Source organism: Mesobaculum littorinae (genome assembly GCF_004011175.1).
GTDB classification, from domain to species: Bacteria; Pseudomonadota; Alphaproteobacteria; order Rhodobacterales; family Rhodobacteraceae; genus Tranquillimonas; species Tranquillimonas littorinae.
In genome coordinates, this window is the sequence record NZ_RQXX01000001.1 from 388,742 (window position 1) to 406,974 (window position 18,233).

Genomic DNA, 18,233 nt, shown 5'->3' on the forward strand with positions numbered 1-18,233 from the left:
GAGACCAGACACGAAGGACGCCCCATGCAGGTGAACGAGACCCTGAACGACGGTCTGAAGCGCGGCTACCACATCACAGTGACCGCCGACGAGCTCGACGCCAAGGTCAACGAGAAGCTCGTCGAGGCCCAGCCCACGATCGAGATGAAGGGATTCCGCAAGGGCAAGGTGCCGATGTCGCTGCTGAAAAAGCAGTTCGGCCAGCGTCTTCTGGGCGAGGTCATGCAGGAATCCGTCGACGGTGCGATGAACGAGCACTTCGAGAAGACCGGCGACCGTCCCGCGATGCAGCCCGAGGTCAAGATGACCAACGAGGACTGGAAGGAAGGCGACGACGTCGAGGTCGACCTGAACTACGAGGCGCTGCCCGACGTGCCCGAGTTCGACGCCTCCGAGATCACGCTGGAAAAGCTGGTCGTCACGCCTGAGGAGTCGGCCGTTGACGAAGCGCTCGGCAACCTCGCCGAAAGCGCGCAGAACTTCGAGGACCGCGAAGAGGGCGCCGCCGCCGAGGATGGCGACCAGGTGGTCATCGACTTCTCGGGCTCGATCGACGGCGAGGTCTTCGAGGGCGGCACGGCCGAGGATTACCCGCTGACGCTGGGCTCGAACGCGTTCATCCCGGGCTTCGAAGAGCAGCTGTCGGGCGTCAAGGCCGGGGACGAGAAGGACGTGACCGTCTCCTTCCCCGAGGACTACAACGCCGCCCACCTCGCCGGGAAAGAGGCCGTCTTCGCCACCAAGGTCAAAGCGGTGAAGAAGCCCGTCGCCGCCAGCATCGACGACGAGCTGGCCAAGCGCTACGGCGCCGAGGATCTCGAGGCGCTCAAGGGCCAGATCCGCGACCGTCTCGCCGCCGAGTACCAGGGCGCCGCGCGCCAGGTGATGAAGCGCAAGCTGCTCGACGCGCTGGATGAAAAGGTCCGTTTCGACCTGCCGCCCAGCCTGGTCGACGCCGAGGCCAAGCAGATCGCGCATCAGCTCTGGCACGAAGAGCACCCCGAGGTGCAGGGCCACGATCACGACAAGATCGAGCCGACGGACGAGCACATGAAGCTGGCCGAACGCCGCGTGCGTCTGGGCCTTCTGCTGGCTGAACTGGGCCGCAAGAACGAGATCCAGGTGACCGACGCCGAGATGACGCAGGCCGTCATGAACCAGGCGCGCCAGTATCCCGGCCAGGAGCGCCAGTTCTTCGAGTTCGTGCAGCAGAACCCGCAGATGCGCCAGCAGCTTCAGGCGCCGATCTTCGAGGACAAGGTCGTCGATTACATCTTCGAGCTTGCCAAGGTCGAGGAAAAGCCCGCGTCGAAGGACGAACTGGAAAAGGCCGTGGAGTCGCTCGAAGAAGAGTGATCCGCGCCACTGCGTTACTGATCAGGGCCGCTCTCCTTCCGGAGGGCGGCCTTTTCCGTGCGCGGTGGGGGCGGACGCCGTTCCGGCGCAGGCAGGTCCGCGGCCCGGTCGCGGCCGGGTGTCGGGCGGGTCGCGGACTGGACGTGGGGGCGGGCCTGCCGGCGCCGGGCTGCCGTCAGAGGCCGTCGCAGAAGGCGGCAAAGCCTTCGGTGTCGGCGTAGCTGGTCTGCGTGCCGCGGCCGGTGATCGAATGGGCGGCGTAGCGCGCGGCGCGGGTCAGCGCCTCTTCCGCCGGCACGCCTGCGGTCAGGAACCGGGCAAAGCTGCCGATGAAGGCGTCGCCCGCGCCGGTGGTGTCGACCGGGGTCACCGGCACCGGCGGGATCTCGGCCACGCGGTCGGCCGTCACCATCCGCGCGCCGCGCCCGCCCAGCGTGACCACGACGTTGCGGATGCCGCGCGCGATCAGGCTGCGCGCCGCCGCCACGACCTCGTCGTCGGTGCCGGTAGGCAGGTCCGACAGTAGCGCCAGTTCACTTTCGTTGGGGCAGAACCAGTCCAGCCCCTCCAGCCGCGCGATGTCCAGGTCGCGGTCGGCGGGGGCGGGGTTCAGCACCGTCGTCACGCCGTGCCGCGCGCCGAAGGCCACCGCGTGATAAACCGTCTCAAGCGGCACCTCGAGTTGCAGCAGGATCGCGTCGGCGGCCCTCAGCGTGTCCTCGGCCGCGTCGATGTCGTCAGGCGACAGGTCGGCATTGGCGCCCTTGACGATCAGGATGGCGTTTTCGCCGTCCCGCTCGACGAAGATCGGCGCCACGCCCGACGCCTTGCCCGCGACCTGCCGCACATGGGTGACGTTTACGCCGTACCCAGCGAGGTTGTCGCGCACCTGGGGGCCGAACATGTCGTCGCCGACGCAGGTGATCATCGCGACCTCTGCGCCCAGCCGCGCGGCGGCGACGGCCTGGTTGGCGCCCTTGCCGCCGAACCCCATGGCGAAGTCCGGTGCCTCGACCGTTTCGCCGCGTTCGGGCATCCGGTCGACATAAGTCACGAGGTCGACCATGTTCGAGCCAACGACCGCAATCCGATCCGCCATCCGTATCTCCGTTCATCGTTGCGACACTGCCGCGGACCCCTCTGGCCCGGCGCCGTGCCCCTCGATGCCACAGCCCGCGCGTCCGGTGAAGTCCTGCCGCCACATCGCCGCCCCGGCGCAGACCATCCGCCGCAGGGGGGGGGCGCGCGAAAGCTCGTCGGATGACGTTCCTTGCCGCCGCGCAGACCTGCGTCCCGTCTGCGACCTGCGGACCGCCATGTCGCGGTGCGGCTTCGGGCCGGTCGCTCGGACGACCCTGTCAGGGCAGGAGCCGGCGCAACCCCTCCTGCACCTTGAGAAGCGCCGGCAGGTAGGCGGGCACCAGCTCGGCGACGTCGTCCTGCACCGCGGCCACCCCGGTGTTGAGCGCGGCCACCACGCGCCCGCGCGCGGACCAGAGAGGCACGGCGATCGACCGAAGGCCCATCTCGACCTCCTGATCGATAAGCGCGTAGCCTTGCGCCCGGGTAAGCGCGAGCCGCTCCATGATCTCGTCCGGCGCGGTCAGGCTGCGGGCGGTGCGCGGGCTCAGGTCCGACCGGTCGACCAGCGCCCGCGCCTCGGCCTCGGGCAGGGCCGCAAGCAGCACCCGTCCCATCGAGGTCGCGACCGCGGGCAGGCGCGATCCGGGCATCAGTCCGATCGACATCACCCGGGTCTGCGCGGCGCGGGCGACATAAACGATCTCGGTCTCGTCGAGGATGCTGACCGAGGTCGACTGCCCGATCTGTTGCGAGAGCTGGTCGAGCCAGGGCTGCACGATCCGCGCCAGGGGCAGCGCCGCCAAGGCCCCCATGCCCAGCCGCATCACCCGCGGCGTCAGCGTGAAATGCTTGCCGTCGAACTCGGCATACCCCTCGTGGTGCAGGGTCAGCAGGCACCGCCGGGCGGTGGCCCGGTCAAGCCCCGTCGCCGCCGCCACGTCGGCGATCGAGCGGCGCGGCGTGTCGGGGCCAAAGGCCTCGATCACCCGCAATCCCTTGGCCAGCGAGGCCACCAGATCCGTCTTGTTCACCATGCGCCCGGGAATGTGCGCATGTTGAACAAATGTCAACATGCGACCGCCGCCCCTGTCTGAGCAGCCGCGCCCGGTCTAGGGTTGCGCCCGTGATCCCACCGGGAGGACGAGATGGACAAACGTATCGCGACCCTTGCCGAGGCCGTATCGGGCATTCCCGACGGTGCTTCGGTGATGATCGGCGGCTTCGGCGGATCGGGCGCCCCGATCGAGCTGATCCACGCGCTGATCGACCGCTTTCTGGAAACCGGCAGCCCGAAGGCGCTGACCGTCATCAACAACAATGCCGGCAACGGCCATGTCGGCATCGCCGCGCTGATCGAGCAGGGCATGGTGGCCAGGATGGTCTGTTCCTTCCCGCGCTCGGCCGATCCGCGGGTCTTTACCGAACGCTACCAGTCCGGCGAGATCGAGCTTGAGCTTGTGCCGCAGGGCACGCTGGCCGAACGCATCCGCGCGGGCGGGGCAGGCATCCCCGCCTTCTACACGCCCACATCCTACGGCACCGATCTGGCAAAGGGGAAACCGGTCGAGGAATTCGATGGCCGCCCCTATGTGCAGGAACGCTGGCTGAAGGCCGATTTCGCGCTGATCAAGGCCGAGAAAGGCGATCCCTACGGCAACCTCACCTACCGCATGGCGGCGCGCAACTTCTCGCCGCTGATGGCGACGGCGGCGGCGCGCACGGTGGCGCAGGTCAGTCATCTGGTCGCGGCGGGCGACATCGACCCCGAGGCGGTGGTCACCCCCGGCATCTTCGTCGACGGCGTCGTCGAGGTCGCGGACCCGCAGCAGGAAGAAGAGCTCAACCGCGCAGGAGCGCATCACCCATGACCGAGAAACTGTCGAACGCGCAGATCGCGTGGCGTGCGGCGCAGGACATCAAAGATGGCGCCTATGTGAACCTGGGGATCGGGTTCCCCGAGATGGTCGCGGGCTACATGCCCGAGGACCGCGAGGCGGTGTTCCACACCGAAAACGGCGTGCTGGGCTTTGGCCGCAACCCCGCCCCGGGGGACGAGGACTGGGACCTGATCAACGCCGGCAAGAAGGCGATCACCCTGCGCCCCGGCGCGGCGTTCTTCCACCACGCCGACAGCTTTGCCATGGTGCGGGGCGGGCACCTGGACGTCGCGATCCTGGGCGCCTACCAGGTGGCGCAGACGGGTGATCTGGCGAACTGGTCGACCGGGCCGAAGGGCGTGCCCGCGGTGGGCGGCGCGATGGACCTCGTCCACGGGGCAAAGCGTGTCGCGGTCATCACCGACCACGTCACCAAGCATGGCGAGCCCAAGCTGGTCGAGGCCTGCACACTGCCGCTGACCGGCGTGGGCTGCGTGACCAAGGTCTACACCTCGTTCGCCGTGATCGACATCGTGGACGGTCATTTCGTGCTGCGTGAAAAGCTGCCCGGGTTGTCCTTCGACGATCTTCAGTCCCAGACCGGTGCCACGCTGCATACCGACGGCGATGTTGCCGACCTGACCGTACCGGAGCTGTGAGATGACCGAAGCCTTCATCTGCGACTACATCCGCACACCCATCGGCCGCTACGCCGGTGCGCTGTCCTCGATCCGCGCCGACGACCTGGCGGTCGTACCGCTCAAGGCCCTTCTGGCACGCAATCCCGGGCTCGACCCCGCGCGGATCGACGAGGTCATCATGGGGTGCGCCAACCAGGCGGGCGAGGACAACCGAAACGTCGCGCGGATGGCCACGCTTCTGGCGGGCTACCCGGAGACGGTGCCGGGCACGACGATCAACCGGCTTTGCGGGTCGGGCATGGATGCCATCGTCACCGCCGCGCGGGCAATCCGGTCTGGCGAGATGGAGCTGGTCGTCGCCGGGGGTGTCGAAAGCATGTCGCGCGCGCCCTTCGTGATGCCCAAGGCCGGCGCCGCCTTTACCCGCGCCAATGCGGTGCATGACACCACCATCGGCTGGCGCTTCGTCAACCCGTTGATGAAGCAGCAATATGGTGTCGAGTCGATGCCCGAGACGGGCGAGAACGTGGCCGAAGAGTTCGGCATCTCGCGCGCCGATCAGGACGCCTTTGCCCTGCGGTCGCAGCAGGCGGCCGCCCGGGCACAGGCCGACGGGCGGCTCGCGGTCGAGATTACTCCGGTCAGCGTGCCGCAGCGCAAGGCCGACCCGATCGTCGTGGACCGCGACGAGCATCCGCGCGAAACCTCGGCCGAGAAGCTCGCCAAGCTGCCGACGCCGTTCCGTGACGGCGGGACCGTGACCGCGGGCAATGCCTCGGGCGTCAACGACGGCGCGGCAGGGCTGATCATCGCCTCGGAGGCCGCCGCGCGCGCGCATGGCCTGACCCCCATCGCCCGCATTCTGGGCGGGGCGACGGCGGGCGTGCCGCCACGGATCATGGGGTTCGGTCCCGCGCCGGCTTCGAAGAAGCTGATGCAGCGGCTGGGCCTGTCGCAGGCGGATTTCGGCGTGATCGAGCTGAACGAGGCCTTCGCAAGCCAGGGGCTGGCGGTGCTGCGCGACCTCGGCATCGCCGACGACGACCCGCGCGTGAACCCCAATGGCGGCGCGATCGCGCTTGGGCACCCCTTGGGCATGTCCGGGGCGCGGATCACCGGCACCGCGGCGCTGGAGCTGGCGCGCACCGACGCGCAGCGGGCGCTGGCGACGATGTGCATCGGCGTCGGGCAGGGCATTGCCATCGGCCTCGAACGGGTCTGACCCGAGGGGCCTGACCGGATGACCGCCGCGTGACGCGGCGGTCATTCACGACGACGGAGCGCGGCAGGGACGGCCAAGGCAGCGTATTGCAGGCGGACCCCGTGTGGCCGGGCCGCCCTTTGCCTTCCGACCTACGCTGAAGGCGCTGCTGGCCGCTCGGGGCGTCCCGCTGCCCGCGACGTGCCGGTCGGGTCGGGCGCCGGGGCGCCCGCGTTCCCGTGCCGGACCGATCATTGCGGCGGTTATTCCGTATGCCCGGGCGCGGCGCGGGATCATGTTCCCGGCGGCCCGCGACGACGGCCTGGTTCCTTCCGCCCTTCCTGCGCAGCGGGGTCGCTTTCAGCCCTCCACGGCTTGCCCTTCATGTGCCGCCGCGACGGCGTCGCGCACCCGGCGGAGGGGATGGCGCAGACGCAGGGGCGCGGGCAGGGTGCGGCCGCCCGGTGCATAGCCCCAGCGGGCCGCCGCCGCCCGCTGATTGTCGCGCAGGGCGGTGTCGCAGGGATAGTCGGCATTGCCGTCCCGGACCTGTTCGGGCAGCGCGGTACCGCCCGGCACGTCGAGATAGGCGGCGAGCATCGCCATGGCCTGCGACGGGTCGCGGACCACGTCCTCGTAACGTAGGACCAGCGCCGCGTGCAGATAGTCCAGATCCGCCTCCATCTGTGTATGCGCGGCGATCCAGTGGTCGAGCAGGTCCTCGACGGGCCTGTCGACCCACTTTGCCACCGCAGCCGCCACCACCTGCGGGTGGCGGATCACGAAGACCTGCTGCGACATCGGGAATAGCTGCTGGTACAGCCGCCCGCGGGTCAGGTTCACCGGCGATTTCTCGACCCGCCAGAGGGGCGGCCCCTGATCCCGCCCGGGGTCCTGCGCGAACCACGGGTCCCAGTCGGCCACCAGCCTCACGCGTGTCTCCAGCCGGTCCCAGCGGCACCCCTCGACCAGGTGTTGCGCGGGGTCCGTGGCGAAATGCATCGGCGCGCCGTCGCGGGCCGTGTGCGGAATGGCGCCCTGCAGGTAGACGCCTTCGTTTTCCGGCACGGGCGCCCCGGTGATCGCGGCGACACCGGGCAGAGCGCCCAGAAGCCGCGCCGCCAGTGATGTGCCCGAGCGATGCAGCCCGCCCACGAAAACGTATCTCGGCCCCATCATGGTACGCCCTTTCCCCGATCCGATCCGCCGCCGCGCACCTCCCCGCCGGCGGGGAGGTGCGCGCTTCTGGCGGTGCGGGGGAACTTGGAGGCGGGGTGGCGGTTATCAAGCGGTCGGAGGCACGAACCTTCGCCATCTCAGAACATCGAAAGGTTGGGTGCCATGCGCGTCATGCACATCGCTCTCGGCGGCTGTCTCAGGTCGCCGCCGGTCAGCTATGGCCTGACAGAGGATACCGGCGGGCATATCGCCTATGTTCTGGGTGCTGCGCAGGCACAGGCGCGGCGGGCGGACGTCGCGCAGGTCGATATCGTCACCCGCGCCTTCGAAGATCGCAGGCTGGGGGCGATCCATGCCATGCCGCGCGAAGCGGTGGCGCCGGGCTTGGACATCCTGCGGCTGCGCACGGCGCGGTCGGATTACCTGGACAAGGATGCGCTGGAACAAGAGATTCCCGCCTTGCGCGATGCGTTTCTCGGGCTTCTGCGCCGAATGCCCCTGCGCCCCGACATCCTGCACGCGCATTTTGCCGATGCCGCCCAGCTGGCGCAGGCGGCCGAGCATGCCTTCGGTCTGCCGTGGATCTACTCGAGCCACTCCCTCGCGCTTGACAAGCTGGGTGGGGCGCAGGTCCTGCCGGGCAGCGGCATGGCCCGGCGCATCGCGCGCGAGCGGGCCGCCATAACGGGGGCGAGCGCGATCATAGCCTCGTCTCGCGACGAGGCAGAGCGCCAGATTGTCGCCTACGCGGCGCAGGCCGAGGGGCGCACCCATCGGGTGGCCCCCGGCGGCACCGCCGCGCGCAGCCGCGACACCGCCCGGGCGCGGGCGTTGATCGCGCCGTTTCTGCGCGCGCCCGACCTGCCCGTCATCCTTGCCGTGGCGCGGCCGATCCGAAAGAAGAACCTGGCCGGGCTGGTCACGGCCTATGCCGCCGATCCGGCCCTGCGCGCGCGTGCCAATCTGGTTATCCTCGCGGGCCAGCGCCAAGGGCTGCGCGGGCAGGGGGCCGAGGCCGATGGCGTCTTTGCCGAGCTTTTCGATCTGATCGACCGGCACGATCTCTGGGGGCATGTCGCGCTTCCGCGCCAGCACGGCGCGGGGGATGTCGCGGCCCTCTATGCGCTGGCCGCCCGGGGCGGGGTCTTCGTCAATCCGGCGCAGCACGAACCCTTCGGGCTGACGCTGATCGAGGCCGCGCAGGCCGACGTGCCGCTGGTCGCCACCCGCAATGGCGGTCCGGCGGACATCCTGCGCAGCCTCGGCGCGGGCGAGCTGACGGATCCCGCCGACCCGCTCGATATCGCCGATGCGCTGCGCCGCACGCTGGACGATCCGCGCCGGGCGGCCCGGGCGCGGGCGGCCGGCCAGCGGGCGCGGCGGATCTACGACTGGGATCGCTGGGCGGCCCGGGTCCACGGCATCCAGGCGGCTCTGCTCCGGGACCGGAGGCAAGGCGGGCCGGTTACGCATCACCGGGCCCTGCGGGCGACCCGGCTTCTGGCCTGCGATATCGACGGCACGTTGACCGGCGATCGTACGGCTGCCGCGCGGTTCGCCGGTTGGCACGCAACACGGGAACCCGGTGTCCGCTTCGCCGTCGCGACGGGGCGTTCGGTGGTCGAGGCGCGGCGCGTACTGGCCGACTGGGGGCTGCCGGAACCGGACGTCTTCATCACCTCGGTCGGGACCGAGATCTGGCGGCGGAGCGCGGGCGATCTGCTGACGCTGTGCCCCGACTTCGCAGCGCATGTCACGCAGGGCTGGGCGCGGGCCGACATCGCGGCCACGATCGATGAGCTCGACGTGCCGCAACAGCCCGCCTGGGACCAGCGCAGGTGGAAGCTGAGCTATTTCGGCACTGCGCAGGAGGCCGCGCGTATCGAACAGGCTTTGGCGCAGGCGGGGCTGCGCGCCCGGGTCGTAGCGTCGCACGGGCGCCTGATCGACGTGCTGCCCCCCCAGGCCGGCAAGGCCGCAACCATCCGGTTCGAGGCGGCGCGCCACGGCCTGCCCGACACCGCCTGCATCACGGCGGGGGACAGTGGCAACGACCTCGACATGCTGGCGGGCTTTGCCAACGCGATCATTCCGGCCAATGCCTCGTCCGAGGTGGCTGGCGTGGCGCGCGCCTACCGCGCCCGCGCCGCTCATGCCGATGGCGTGCTCGAGGGGCTGGGCCGGTTCGGGCTGGCCGCGCCCTCCGGCTTCGCCGTCGCGGCGGAATAGGAGCATGCGCGATCTGCTCGATCCTCCCGCCGCCGCGCCCTTCGGCTACTTTGTCCATCATCAGGGTCGGGGCCACGCGGAGCGCTGCGCCGCGGTGGTCAATGCCTTGCCCGACACGCGCCCCGTTACCGTCTTCTGCGCGCGCGACGATATCTTTCCCGCGCTTCGCCCCGGGGTCGAGGTGCGGCGCATCCCCTCGCTCTTCGAGCCGCCCGAGGAGGGCGTGCCGCATATGGACCATGTCCCAACGCCCGAGACGTTGCATTGCGCGCCGCTGGGCTGGTCCACGATCCGCACAGCGATGGCCAAGATGGCGGGCTGGTTCGCCGAGGCTGCGCCCGCCCTGATGATCTCGGACGTCAGTGCCGAGGTGGCGCAGCTCGCGCGCATCTGCTCGGTCCCGCATGTGAAGGTGGTGCAGCACGGCGATCGCACGGACCCCGGGCATCGTGCGGCCTATGACGGCGCGGCGGGGCTGCTGGCGCCGTTTCACCCCGACCTGGCGCAGCCGGACTGGGCGCCCATGATGCGCGAACGGATGTTCTTTGCGCCGGGCCTCGGGCTTGATACCCGAATGCCAGGACAGGCCGAGGCGCGCGCCCGGTTGGGGATCGCCGCCGATGCGAAGGTCGCGCTGGTGATCTCGGGCGGGGGCGGCAACGGGTTTGCCGAGGCGCCGCTGGGCGTCGCCGCGCGCAGTTTCCCGCAGATGGAATGGATCGCCATCGGCCATGTCCAGCGCGACTGGCACGCGACGTTGCCAGCCAACCTGACCCTTGCGGGATGGGTCGACACGGCGGCCGAACATATCGCCGCCGCGGACCTCGTCGTCGCCTCGACCGGCAACACGACCTGTCACCAGATCCTCGCCGCCGGCAAGGCGTGGATCGCCGTGCCCGAGTGGCGCTATTTCGACGAGCAGGTTGAAAAGGCGCGTGCGCTCCACCGGGTGGGTGCGGCGCTCCACCTGCCGCATCTGCCAGCCTCGGCCCATCGCTGGCGCGCTGCCGTTGCCGAGGCGTTTGCCACGCATGACCCCGCCGTGCAGCGCGCGCTGGTGACGCCGCGCGCGGCGCAGGACACCGCGGACTGGCTCGAAACCCTGTCGGCCCGCCTGTGGCGCGGGCCCGCAAGCGATCCATCGCCGGCCCACCCAGATTTTCCCAGTAGGAAGGTTTCCGCCCCATGACCTCTGTCTCAGCCGTCACCATCGCCGCGGGCCGCGCCGACCACCTGCGCAACGTGATCCGCGGGTTTCAGGCGCAGTCCCGTCCGCCGGTCGATCTGGTGATCGGCGTCATGCAGGACGCGCCCTACGACGACCTGCCCGAGACGTCCTTTCCCATCCGCCAGATCCTGGTGCCGCCGCAGGGAGGTGAGCTGCCGCTGGCCGCGGCCCGCAACCGCGCCGCCGCAGCGGCAACGGGCGAGGTTCTGGCCTTCGTCGACGTGGACTGCATTCCGAACCCGACGCTTTGCGCCGATTATGCCAACGCGGCCCGCCCCGGGCTTGGGCTGGTGATGGGCGAGGTGCTTTACCTGCCCGCTGGCGCTACTGACGCAGGCCTCGACTTTGCCGCCTTCGACGCGGTCGGGCAGCGCCACTCGGACAGGCAGGGGCCACCGCCCGAGGGCCTGCGCGCCTGCAACGACTACCGCTGCTTCTGGTCGCTGAACTTCGCGATCCACCGGGCGGACTGGCAGGCCTCGGGCGGGTTCCACGAGGGGTATCTGGGCTATGGCGGCGAGGATACAGATTTCGGCCGCGTGCTTGACGATCGTGGCATCGACATCTTGTGGACCCGTGGCGCGCGCGTCTACCACCAGTTCCACCCGCATTGCATGCCGCCGATCCACCACGTCGCCTCGGTCATCCGCAACGCCGAACATTTCGCGACGCGCTGGGGGCACCGGACGATGGAGCACTGGCTGTACGCCTTCCGCCTGATGGGACTGATCGAGGCGGGGCCCGACGGCCTGCGCATCCTGCGCGCGCCGGAGCCTGCCGATTTCGACCTGTGCCGCCAGCGGCCCGACATGCCCTACGCCAATACCCGCCGCGTGCTGGACCACCTGCAAGGGATCGAGCGCGACAGCCGCTTTACCCCCGATCGGGCGCGGGAGGTGGCGCAGGCGCAGGCCGACCTTACCGCCGTTGCGGCCGAGTGACCGGCGTGTCGGGACTGCCCGGACTGCGCATCGCGGTCGTCTCGCATATCCGTCACCCCATCGCCGCCCCCTTCATGGGCGGGATGGAGGCGCATTCCTGGCATCTCGTCCGCGGCCTGATGGCGCGGGGGCATGACGTCACTCTGTTTGCCTCGGCCGACAGCGATCCGGCGTTTCGCCTGCATCCGGTGATCGGGGAACACTACGACCGCACCTATCCCTGGCATCGGTTTCACGGGACCGAGACGCTCAACGCAGTGCTCGACGATGCCTTTGGCGCGGGGGTGGACGCGCTGCGCTCAGGCGGGTTCGACGTCGTCCACAACAATTCCCTCCACCGGTATCCGCCGCGGATGGCGCGGAGGGACGGGGTGCCGATGGTCACCTCGCTGCATGTGCCCCCGTTCGAGGCGCTGTCCCGCGCAGTGCTTGGCGCAGCCGCCCCCTGGGCCCGGTTCACGGTCTGCAGCGACAGGCAGCGGCAGGTCTGGTGGCCCGGCAGGGCCCCGGACGAGGCGCATGTCGTGGCGAATGGCATCGACCCTGCCGACTGGTCCTACGCGGCGCAGGGCGACGGCAGCGCGGTATGGGCGGGGCGGATCACGCCGACCAAGGGCACGCACCTCGCCGCGCAGGCCGCGCGGATTGCCGGCGTGCCGCTGACGATCTTTGGCACCATCGAACATCGCGATTATTTCGAAGACAGCGTGCGGCCGCTTCTCGGGGGTGGGATCCGCTATGGCGGGCATCTCGCGGGCGCCGATCTGGCGGCGGCCTTCGGGCGGGCCTCGGCGATGCTTTTCACGCCGCTCTGGGACGAACCCTTCGGCCTGGCCGCGATCGAGGCGATGGCCTGCGGACTGCCCGTGGCCGCAACCGACATGGGCGCGGTGCGCGAGGTTCTGGGCTCCTGCGGCCGGTACGCCCCGCCCGGTGACGCGCCAGCATTGGCGCGCGCCCTGCGCGCCGCGCTCGACATCCCCCGCCATGCCCCCCGCGCCCGGGTCGAGGCGCGCTATACCGCGGCGCGCATGATCGACAGCTACGAGCGGCTCTATGCCACCGCCATCGCCGCCCGGACCACCCCGGCCGAACCGGTCAGCTTCCCGGCCTGGGAGCTGCCTGCCGCCCCTGACCCTCAGCCTCGGATGGTCGCGGCGCAATAGCGGGGCTGGCGGCGCTCAGACCACGCCGCCGTCGACCACGAGTGTCTGACCGGTGATCATCCGCGCGCCGGGCGAGGCGAGCCACAGCGCGGCCTCGGCGATGTCCTCGGCACGGATCAGGTCGGGGATGCATTGCAACGCGTGGGTCTCGGCGATCCAGTCCCGGGTCAGCTTGGCCTCGACCCGTTCGGTGACAACCCGCCCCGGCGCGATGGCGTTGACGCGGATGCCCTGGCCACCCAGATCGCGCGCCAGACCGCGGGTCAGCCCGACGATCCCCGCCTTCGCCGCGTGATAGGCGGCGAGGGTGCCGGCAAGCTTCATCCACGCGGTCGAGGTCAGGTTGACGATCGCGCCACCCCCCGCCGCCGCCATTCCCGGCGCGGCAAGGCGGGCAAGCGCGGCTTGGTGGTCGAGGTTCAGCGACATCATCTCGTCCCACGTCGCCGCATCGAGGTCGGCCAGCGGGATGCGCCGGTCGACGCCGGCGTTGTTGACCAGCACCCGCACGGCTCCGCGCGCGGCAATAAGGTCGGCAAAGATGCGCTCGAGCGCCGCCAGATCGCTCAGGTCGCAGGCGACGGGATGGATCTGCCCCGGGGTCGCATCCCCTGCCGGGATCTGCACCGGATCGCGGTCAAGCGCCGAGACTTTGGCGCCCGCCTTTGCAAAGGCGATGGCGGTGGCGCGGCCGATCCCCGCGGCTGCACCGGTGACCAGGACATGGGTGCCGTGAAAGGTATCGGTCACAGCGCCACCTCGGTCGTCGGGCGTCCGGGCACGTCCATCCCGATCGCGAAGAGGCCGCCCGACAGCGGAGCCTCCTGCAACACTTGTGCGGGCAGGCGGATCGAGGCCGAGGTGATGTAGAGCGTGCGCAGGTCCGGCCCCCCGAAACAACAGCTTGTGGGGCGCGGCACGGGCATGTCGATTTCGCGGACCAGGCGGCCGTCGGGTCGGTAGCCGGCCACCCGCCAGCCGTCCCAGAAGGCGATCCACACGGTGCCCTCGGCATCGACGGTCAGGCCGTCGGGCTTGCCGTCCTTTGGGTCGACGCTCAGGAACACCCGCCGATTCGAGATCGCGCCCGCCGCGGCGTCGAAGTCATAGGCAAAGACGGTGCCCAGCCCGGAATCGGTGAAGTAGAAGGTGCGGTCGTCCGCCGACCAGCCCAGCCCGTTCGAGACCTGGAAGCCGCCATCCATGGCCCGCGCCGAGGTCGGCGTGTCGAACCGGTAGAGCGATCCCGAGGGCATCGAGGCATCGAGGCTCATCGTGCCGGCCCAGATCCGCCCGGCGCTGTCGACCTTGGCATCGTTGAAGCGGTTGGCGGGCAGGTGCGCCTCGGGGTCGTATAGCGGCGTCAGGTCGCCATGCTCGCCCAGCCGCTCCAGCCCGTTCTGGGTGACGGCCATGACCGACCCGTCGCCTGCGGGCAGCACGGCCGAGACCAGCCGCGGGGCAGGCAACATCGCCGTCCGCGCACCCTCGGGGTCGAAGACCCGCGTCGCGGGCGCGGCCAGGTCGACCCATCGCAGCACGCCCGCGCGTGCGTCCCAAGCCGGTCCTTCGCCGACGATGGCCCCTGCGGCGTCGACGCATTCCAGCGTCTCGGCGATATGGCTGTGCCGCCGCGGGTTGGGCGAGATGCTGACGCTTGCGGTTCCGATATTGCCCATGACGCGGCGTGCCGCCTCCATCAGGTCGCGTCCCACGATGTGACGCTGTTCCAGGCTTAGCGCGCTTTCATGCGCGGTGACGGCGATGGCGCCGCGGCCCATGCCGGGGGGGCCGTGCACCTCGACCGCGACGACGATCAGGCCGGGGATCGCGCCGGATTCGGCGATGGAATAGCCCCGCGCCCGGCTGATCGCGATCTCCGACAGGATCCGGTGCTGGGTGTCGGGGTCGTAAGCGGCGATGAAGCGGTTCATCTCGTGCGGGGCCATCGCCGCCATCATCGCCCGGCCCGACGCGGATTCCGCCGCCGCAACGGTGCGGCCGACGTCAAGGCCCACGGCCAGCGGGTTCTGCGGGCGGCGCACGTCGACATAGATGATGTCGTCGCCCTGCAGCACGGTCAGCGACACGGTCTGGCCCAGCTGTGTCGACAGCCGGTTCAGCTCGTGCTCGGCGGCCGAGCGCAGGTCGAAGCTGGCCAGCGACCCGCGGCCCAGTTCGATGAAACGCTTGCCCAGGCTGTAGGTCTTTGCGGCCTTGTCGTGCCGCAGGTAGCCGAATTCGACCAGCGCCCCCAACAGGCGGTAAAGCGTGGCCTTGGGCAGCCCCGTCTCGCGCAACAGCAGGGTCGAGGTGCAGGGCAGCTCGGATTCACCGATGAGTTCGAGGATCTGGATCCCCTTTACCAGGGTCCCGGCGCCGGGGTAGCGCTTTGCGATATTGTCGAAATCCGGCACCGGGCGATCCTCAGCTCAGGGCTTTCTGGGTTTCGGGATCGAATACATGAACCTTGCCCTCCGGCAAAGCGACCCGGACCGTTTCCCCATCGGTGTAGCGGCGGTCATCGATGACACGGGCCAGCATCGTCGCGCTGTCGCGGCCCGCGTCGTCTGAGCCGATGACCTTCTGCAGCGACCCGATGGCCTGGCCCTCGGGCGTCGGAAAATGCAGGATCTTCTCGGTCCCGAGGCTTTCGACCAGACCCAGCGCCACGGGCGTGCCGGTGTCGCCGCCGATCTTCAGATGCTCGGGCCGGATGCCGAAGATCGCCTCGCCCCCCCGTAGCGCGTCGGGCGCGACCGACAGCGGCACGACCTGTTCGCCAAAACGCGTCTGCGCGCGGCCATCCACGACCTCGACCGGCCCGCGGAAGAAGTTCATGCCGGGCGAGCCGATGAAGCCCGCGACGAAGATGTTCGCGGGCTGCGCGAACAGCGTTTCGGGCGAGCCGATCTGCTGGATCACGCCGCCGCGCATCACCACGATCTTGGTCGCCATGGTCAGCGCCTCGACCTGGTCGTGGGTGACGTAGATCGTGGTGACGCCCAGCCGCTTTTGCAGGTTCACGATCTCGGACCGGGTCTGAACCCGAAGCTTGGCGTCGAGGTTCGACAGCGGCTCGTCCATCAGGAACGCGCTGGGTTCGCGCACGATCGCCCGCCCCAGCGCGACCCGCTGTCGCTGGCCGCCCGACAGCGCGCGGGGGCGACGGTCGAGGTAGTCGGTCAGTTCCAGCGTTTCGGCGGCGGCTTCGACGCGGCGGTTGATCTCGGCCTTGTCCTGCCCGCGCATCTTCAGCCCGAAGCCGATGTTCGACCGTACCGACATGTGCGGATACAGCGCGTAGTTCTGGAACACCATGGCGATGTCCCGCTTGCCGGGGCCCGCGTCGGTGACGTCGCGCCCGCCGATCGAGATCGTGCCGCCGGTCGTCGCCTCGAGCCCGGCGAGCATCTTGAGCGCGGTGGATTTGCCGCAGCCCGAGGGGCCGACGAAGACGCAGAAGTCGCCTTCTTCGACATGCAGCGTGAAGTCCCGGATCGCATGGACCTCGCCATAGCTTTTCTGGACGTTTTTGAAGTCGATGGTCGCCAAGGTTCTGGCCCTTTCGTTTACTTGTCGGAGCCGGACGAGAGGCCGCCCACGAGATAGCGTTCGAGGAAGAGGTAGACGCCGATGATCGGAACCGCCGCCATCAGCGAGGCCGCCATGATCGTGTTCCAGTCGGTGACGAATTCGCCCTTGAGCGTCGCGATGCCGACATTCAGCGTCCACTTGGATTCCGAGGTCGTCAGGAAGGTGCGGGCATAAAGGAAGTCCGACCAGCTGATGACGAAGGCGTAAAGCGCGGTGGCCGCAAGGCCCGGTGCCGCCACCGGCAGCACCACCCGGACCAGCGCGCCCAAGGGCGAACACCCGTCCACCAGCGCCGCGTGCTCCAGCTCGGGCGGGATGGTGTCGAAGTAGCCCTTGAGCATCCATGTGGCGAAGGGAACGATCAGGGTCGACTGCGCGATCACCACCGACCAGAGCGAGCCCACGAGGCCCAGCGACTTGAAGATCGCGAAGAGCGGGATCACCAGCAGCGTCGCGGGCAGCATCTTCGAGGTCAGGATGAACAGCCCCAGCCCCTGGCCGCCCCGCAGCCGGTGGCGCGACAGGGCATAGGCCGCCAGCACCCCCACGGTCAGCGACAGGACCATCGTGGCCACGGCGACAAGGATCGTGTTCCACATCCACAGCCCGAAGGGTTGCGTGGCCAGAAGGTCGGCGAAGACGCCCCATTGCGGGTCGTCGGGCCAGAACCGCGGCGGAAACTCCCGCAGCTGCGTGCGCGGGCTGAGCGCGGTCAGGATCATCCAGTAGATCGGGAACAGCAGGACGGCGCAGGTGAAGATCACCGTCGCATAGATCCCGAAGGTCCCGAGGTAAGAGCGTTTTTGCATCACTGGCCCCTTAGTGAACCGAGTTGGCGAAGCGGCCGACCAGCGCACGGCTGATGAAGGCGCAGATGACGAGCGTGACGACACCCACCGCGGCGCCTTGCCCCATGCGGAAGAAGGCGAAGGACTGTTCGAACGTCAGGATCGACAGCGTCGTGGTCGACCCGATCGGACCGCCCTGCGTCAGCACGTAGATGATCGCGAAGTCACGGAAGACCCACAGCGTGGTCATGACGGAGGTGACGCCCAGAACCGGCGCGAGGCTGGGCAGGGTGATGTAGAAGAACCGCTGCCAGACATTGGCGCCGTCGACACGGGCGGCCTGGTATTGCTCCTCGGGGATCGACTGCAGCCCGGCCAGCAGCATGATCGAGACCAGCGGATAGCCCTTCCAGATCATCACGAAGCAGACTGCGAAGAATGCCGCGGTGGAGTTCGAGCCGAACTGGATCGCCTGATCGACGAGGCCGATCTTCAGAAGCGCCCAGTTGATGACGCCGAAGGAACTGTCGAGCATCCATGCCCAGATCACCGTCGCCACGACCTCCGGCACGGCCCAGGGCAGGGCGACGAAGAGGCGGGCGAGCGAGCGGCCGCGGAACTTCTGGTTCACCAGCAGCGCGGTCGCCAGCCCGATGATCAAAGAGATGCCGCCCACGGTCAGAACCATCTTGGCCGTGACCCAGAGCGAATTCCAGAACTCTGCCGAAGACGTCAGCCAGCGATAGTTTTCCAGCGTCCAGGGTTCGCGGTCGCCGCCGACGCGGGCGATGCGCACGTCCTGAAGCGAAATGTCCACCGACAGAAGGATCGGATAGATGATGATCAGCGCCATCATGATGACGGCGGGGGCAAGAAGCAGATATCCGAACTTCGCGCGGTGGCGCGGCGAACTGAAATCGATCACGTGGGGTCTCCTCCCGGGGTGA

General features: G+C 69.4%; 16 protein-coding genes. 8 read left to right on the forward strand and 8 right to left on the reverse strand.

Going from position 1 to position 18,233, the window contains the following annotated elements:
* The first annotated feature begins 24 nt into the window (after positions 1 to 24).
* A complete protein-coding gene (gene tig / locus EKE94_RS01810; RefSeq protein WP_127904888.1) occupies positions 25 to 1,356 on the forward strand; it encodes a trigger factor in 1,332 nt (443 codons plus the stop codon).
* 175 nt (positions 1,357 to 1,531) lie between these two features.
* On the opposite strand, the gene rbsK is transcribed toward tig, so the two are convergent.
* Positions 1,532 to 2,455, reverse strand: coding sequence for a ribokinase (rbsK, locus tag EKE94_RS01815; RefSeq protein WP_127904889.1), 924 nt, complete (start codon positions 2,453 to 2,455; stop codon positions 1,532 to 1,534).
* Between the two features lie 259 nt (positions 2,456 to 2,714).
* Positions 2,715 to 3,473, reverse strand: a complete 759-nt coding sequence (locus tag EKE94_RS01820; RefSeq protein WP_127905437.1) for an IclR family transcriptional regulator domain-containing protein — start codon at positions 3,471 to 3,473, stop codon at positions 2,715 to 2,717.
* A 111-nt stretch (positions 3,474 to 3,584) separates the two neighbouring features.
* Here EKE94_RS01820 and EKE94_RS01825 point away from each other — a divergent pair, with 111 nt between their 5' ends.
* Genes EKE94_RS01825 through pcaF form a run of 3 tightly spaced genes read left to right on the forward strand, consistent with a single transcriptional unit; the run spans position 3,585 to position 6,179 of the window.
* Positions 3,585 to 4,307, forward strand: coding sequence for a 3-oxoacid CoA-transferase subunit A (locus tag EKE94_RS01825; RefSeq protein WP_127904890.1), 723 nt, complete (start codon positions 3,585 to 3,587; stop codon positions 4,305 to 4,307).
* Positions 4,304 to 4,975: a 3-oxoacid CoA-transferase subunit B gene (locus tag EKE94_RS01830; RefSeq protein ID WP_127904891.1), complete on the forward strand. Its 672-nt coding sequence runs from the start codon at positions 4,304 to 4,306 to the stop codon at positions 4,973 to 4,975. Before EKE94_RS01825 ends, EKE94_RS01830 begins: the two co-directional genes overlap by 4 nt.
* 1 nt (position 4,976) lies before the next feature.
* The gene (pcaF, locus tag EKE94_RS01835; protein WP_127904892.1) at positions 4,977 to 6,179 is read left to right on the forward strand and encodes a 3-oxoadipyl-CoA thiolase; all 1,203 of its coding nucleotides are present in this window, start codon (positions 4,977 to 4,979) and stop codon (positions 6,177 to 6,179) included.
* A gap of 339 nt (positions 6,180 to 6,518) precedes the next feature.
* Here pcaF and EKE94_RS01840 read toward each other — a convergent pair whose 3' ends face one another.
* A complete protein-coding gene (locus EKE94_RS01840; protein ID WP_127904893.1) occupies positions 6,519 to 7,337 on the reverse strand; it encodes a sulfotransferase family protein in 819 nt (272 codons plus the stop codon).
* A gap of 162 nt (positions 7,338 to 7,499) precedes the next feature.
* Between EKE94_RS01840 and EKE94_RS01845 the strand changes: the two genes are divergently transcribed.
* The 4 genes from EKE94_RS01845 to EKE94_RS01860 are packed head-to-tail and all read left to right on the forward strand — an operon-like array spanning position 7,500 to position 12,901.
* On the forward strand, positions 7,500 to 9,566 hold the full coding sequence (locus EKE94_RS01845) for an HAD-IIB family hydrolase (RefSeq protein ID WP_164870787.1): 2,067 nt from the start codon (positions 7,500 to 7,502) through the stop codon (positions 9,564 to 9,566).
* A 4-nt stretch (positions 9,567 to 9,570) separates the two neighbouring features.
* The gene (locus EKE94_RS01850; RefSeq protein ID WP_127904894.1) at positions 9,571 to 10,755 is read left to right on the forward strand and encodes a glycosyltransferase; all 1,185 of its coding nucleotides are present in this window, start codon (positions 9,571 to 9,573) and stop codon (positions 10,753 to 10,755) included.
* Positions 10,752 to 11,735, forward strand: coding sequence for a glycosyltransferase family 2 protein (locus tag EKE94_RS01855; RefSeq protein WP_127904895.1), 984 nt, complete (start codon positions 10,752 to 10,754; stop codon positions 11,733 to 11,735). The genes EKE94_RS01850 and EKE94_RS01855 overlap by 4 nt, the downstream gene beginning before the upstream one ends.
* Positions 11,736 to 11,740: 5 nt before the next feature.
* The gene (locus EKE94_RS01860; RefSeq protein WP_235855861.1) at positions 11,741 to 12,901 is read left to right on the forward strand and encodes a glycosyltransferase; all 1,161 of its coding nucleotides are present in this window, start codon (positions 11,741 to 11,743) and stop codon (positions 12,899 to 12,901) included.
* Between the two features lie 15 nt (positions 12,902 to 12,916).
* Here EKE94_RS01860 and EKE94_RS01865 read toward each other — a convergent pair whose 3' ends face one another.
* From EKE94_RS01865 to EKE94_RS01885, 5 genes are read right to left on the reverse strand one after another with little or no spacing between them, the layout of a single operon-like run.
* Positions 12,917 to 13,651, reverse strand: a complete 735-nt coding sequence (locus EKE94_RS01865; protein WP_164870788.1) for an SDR family NAD(P)-dependent oxidoreductase — start codon at positions 13,649 to 13,651, stop codon at positions 12,917 to 12,919.
* Entirely contained in the window at positions 13,648 to 15,318 is a 1,671-nt protein-coding gene (locus EKE94_RS01870; RefSeq protein WP_127904897.1) for an SMP-30/gluconolactonase/LRE family protein, read from the reverse strand. The genes EKE94_RS01865 and EKE94_RS01870 overlap by 4 nt, the downstream gene beginning before the upstream one ends.
* A 10-nt stretch (positions 15,319 to 15,328) precedes the next feature.
* Positions 15,329 to 16,456, reverse strand: coding sequence for an ABC transporter ATP-binding protein (locus tag EKE94_RS01875; protein ID WP_127904898.1), 1,128 nt, complete (start codon positions 16,454 to 16,456; stop codon positions 15,329 to 15,331).
* Positions 16,457 to 16,473: 17 nt separating this feature from the next.
* Complete coding sequence (locus EKE94_RS01880) at positions 16,474 to 17,307, reverse strand: carbohydrate ABC transporter permease (protein ID WP_127904899.1); 834 nt, start codon at positions 17,305 to 17,307, stop codon at positions 16,474 to 16,476.
* A 10-nt stretch (positions 17,308 to 17,317) separates the two neighbouring features.
* A complete protein-coding gene (locus EKE94_RS01885) occupies positions 17,318 to 18,211 on the reverse strand; it encodes a carbohydrate ABC transporter permease (RefSeq protein ID WP_127904900.1) in 894 nt (297 codons plus the stop codon).
* Positions 18,212 to 18,233 lie beyond the last annotated feature (22 nt).

Excerpts from the sequence above, each read along its gene's own strand:
- tig (WP_127904888.1), top strand. The coding sequence starts at position 25 with ATGCAGGTGAACGAGACCCTGAACGACGGTCTGAAGCGCGGCTACCAC.
- rbsK (WP_127904889.1), bottom strand. The coding sequence starts at position 2,455 with ATGGCGGATCGGATTGCGGTCGTTGGCTCGAACATGGTCGACCTCGTG.
- EKE94_RS01820 (WP_127905437.1), bottom strand. The coding sequence starts at position 3,473 with ATGGTGAACAAGACGGATCTGGTGGCCTCGCTGGCCAAGGGATTGCGG.
- EKE94_RS01825 (WP_127904890.1), top strand. The coding sequence starts at position 3,585 with ATGGACAAACGTATCGCGACCCTTGCCGAGGCCGTATCGGGCATTCCC.
- EKE94_RS01830 (WP_127904891.1), top strand. The coding sequence starts at position 4,304 with ATGACCGAGAAACTGTCGAACGCGCAGATCGCGTGGCGTGCGGCGCAG.
- pcaF (WP_127904892.1), top strand. The coding sequence starts at position 4,977 with ATGACCGAAGCCTTCATCTGCGACTACATCCGCACACCCATCGGCCGC.
- EKE94_RS01840 (WP_127904893.1), bottom strand. The coding sequence starts at position 7,337 with ATGATGGGGCCGAGATACGTTTTCGTGGGCGGGCTGCATCGCTCGGGC.
- EKE94_RS01845 (WP_164870787.1), top strand. The coding sequence starts at position 7,500 with ATGCGCGTCATGCACATCGCTCTCGGCGGCTGTCTCAGGTCGCCGCCG.
- EKE94_RS01850 (WP_127904894.1), top strand. The coding sequence starts at position 9,571 with ATGCGCGATCTGCTCGATCCTCCCGCCGCCGCGCCCTTCGGCTACTTT.
- EKE94_RS01855 (WP_127904895.1), top strand. The coding sequence starts at position 10,752 with ATGACCTCTGTCTCAGCCGTCACCATCGCCGCGGGCCGCGCCGACCAC.
- EKE94_RS01880 (WP_127904899.1), bottom strand. The coding sequence starts at position 17,307 with ATGCAAAAACGCTCTTACCTCGGGACCTTCGGGATCTATGCGACGGTG.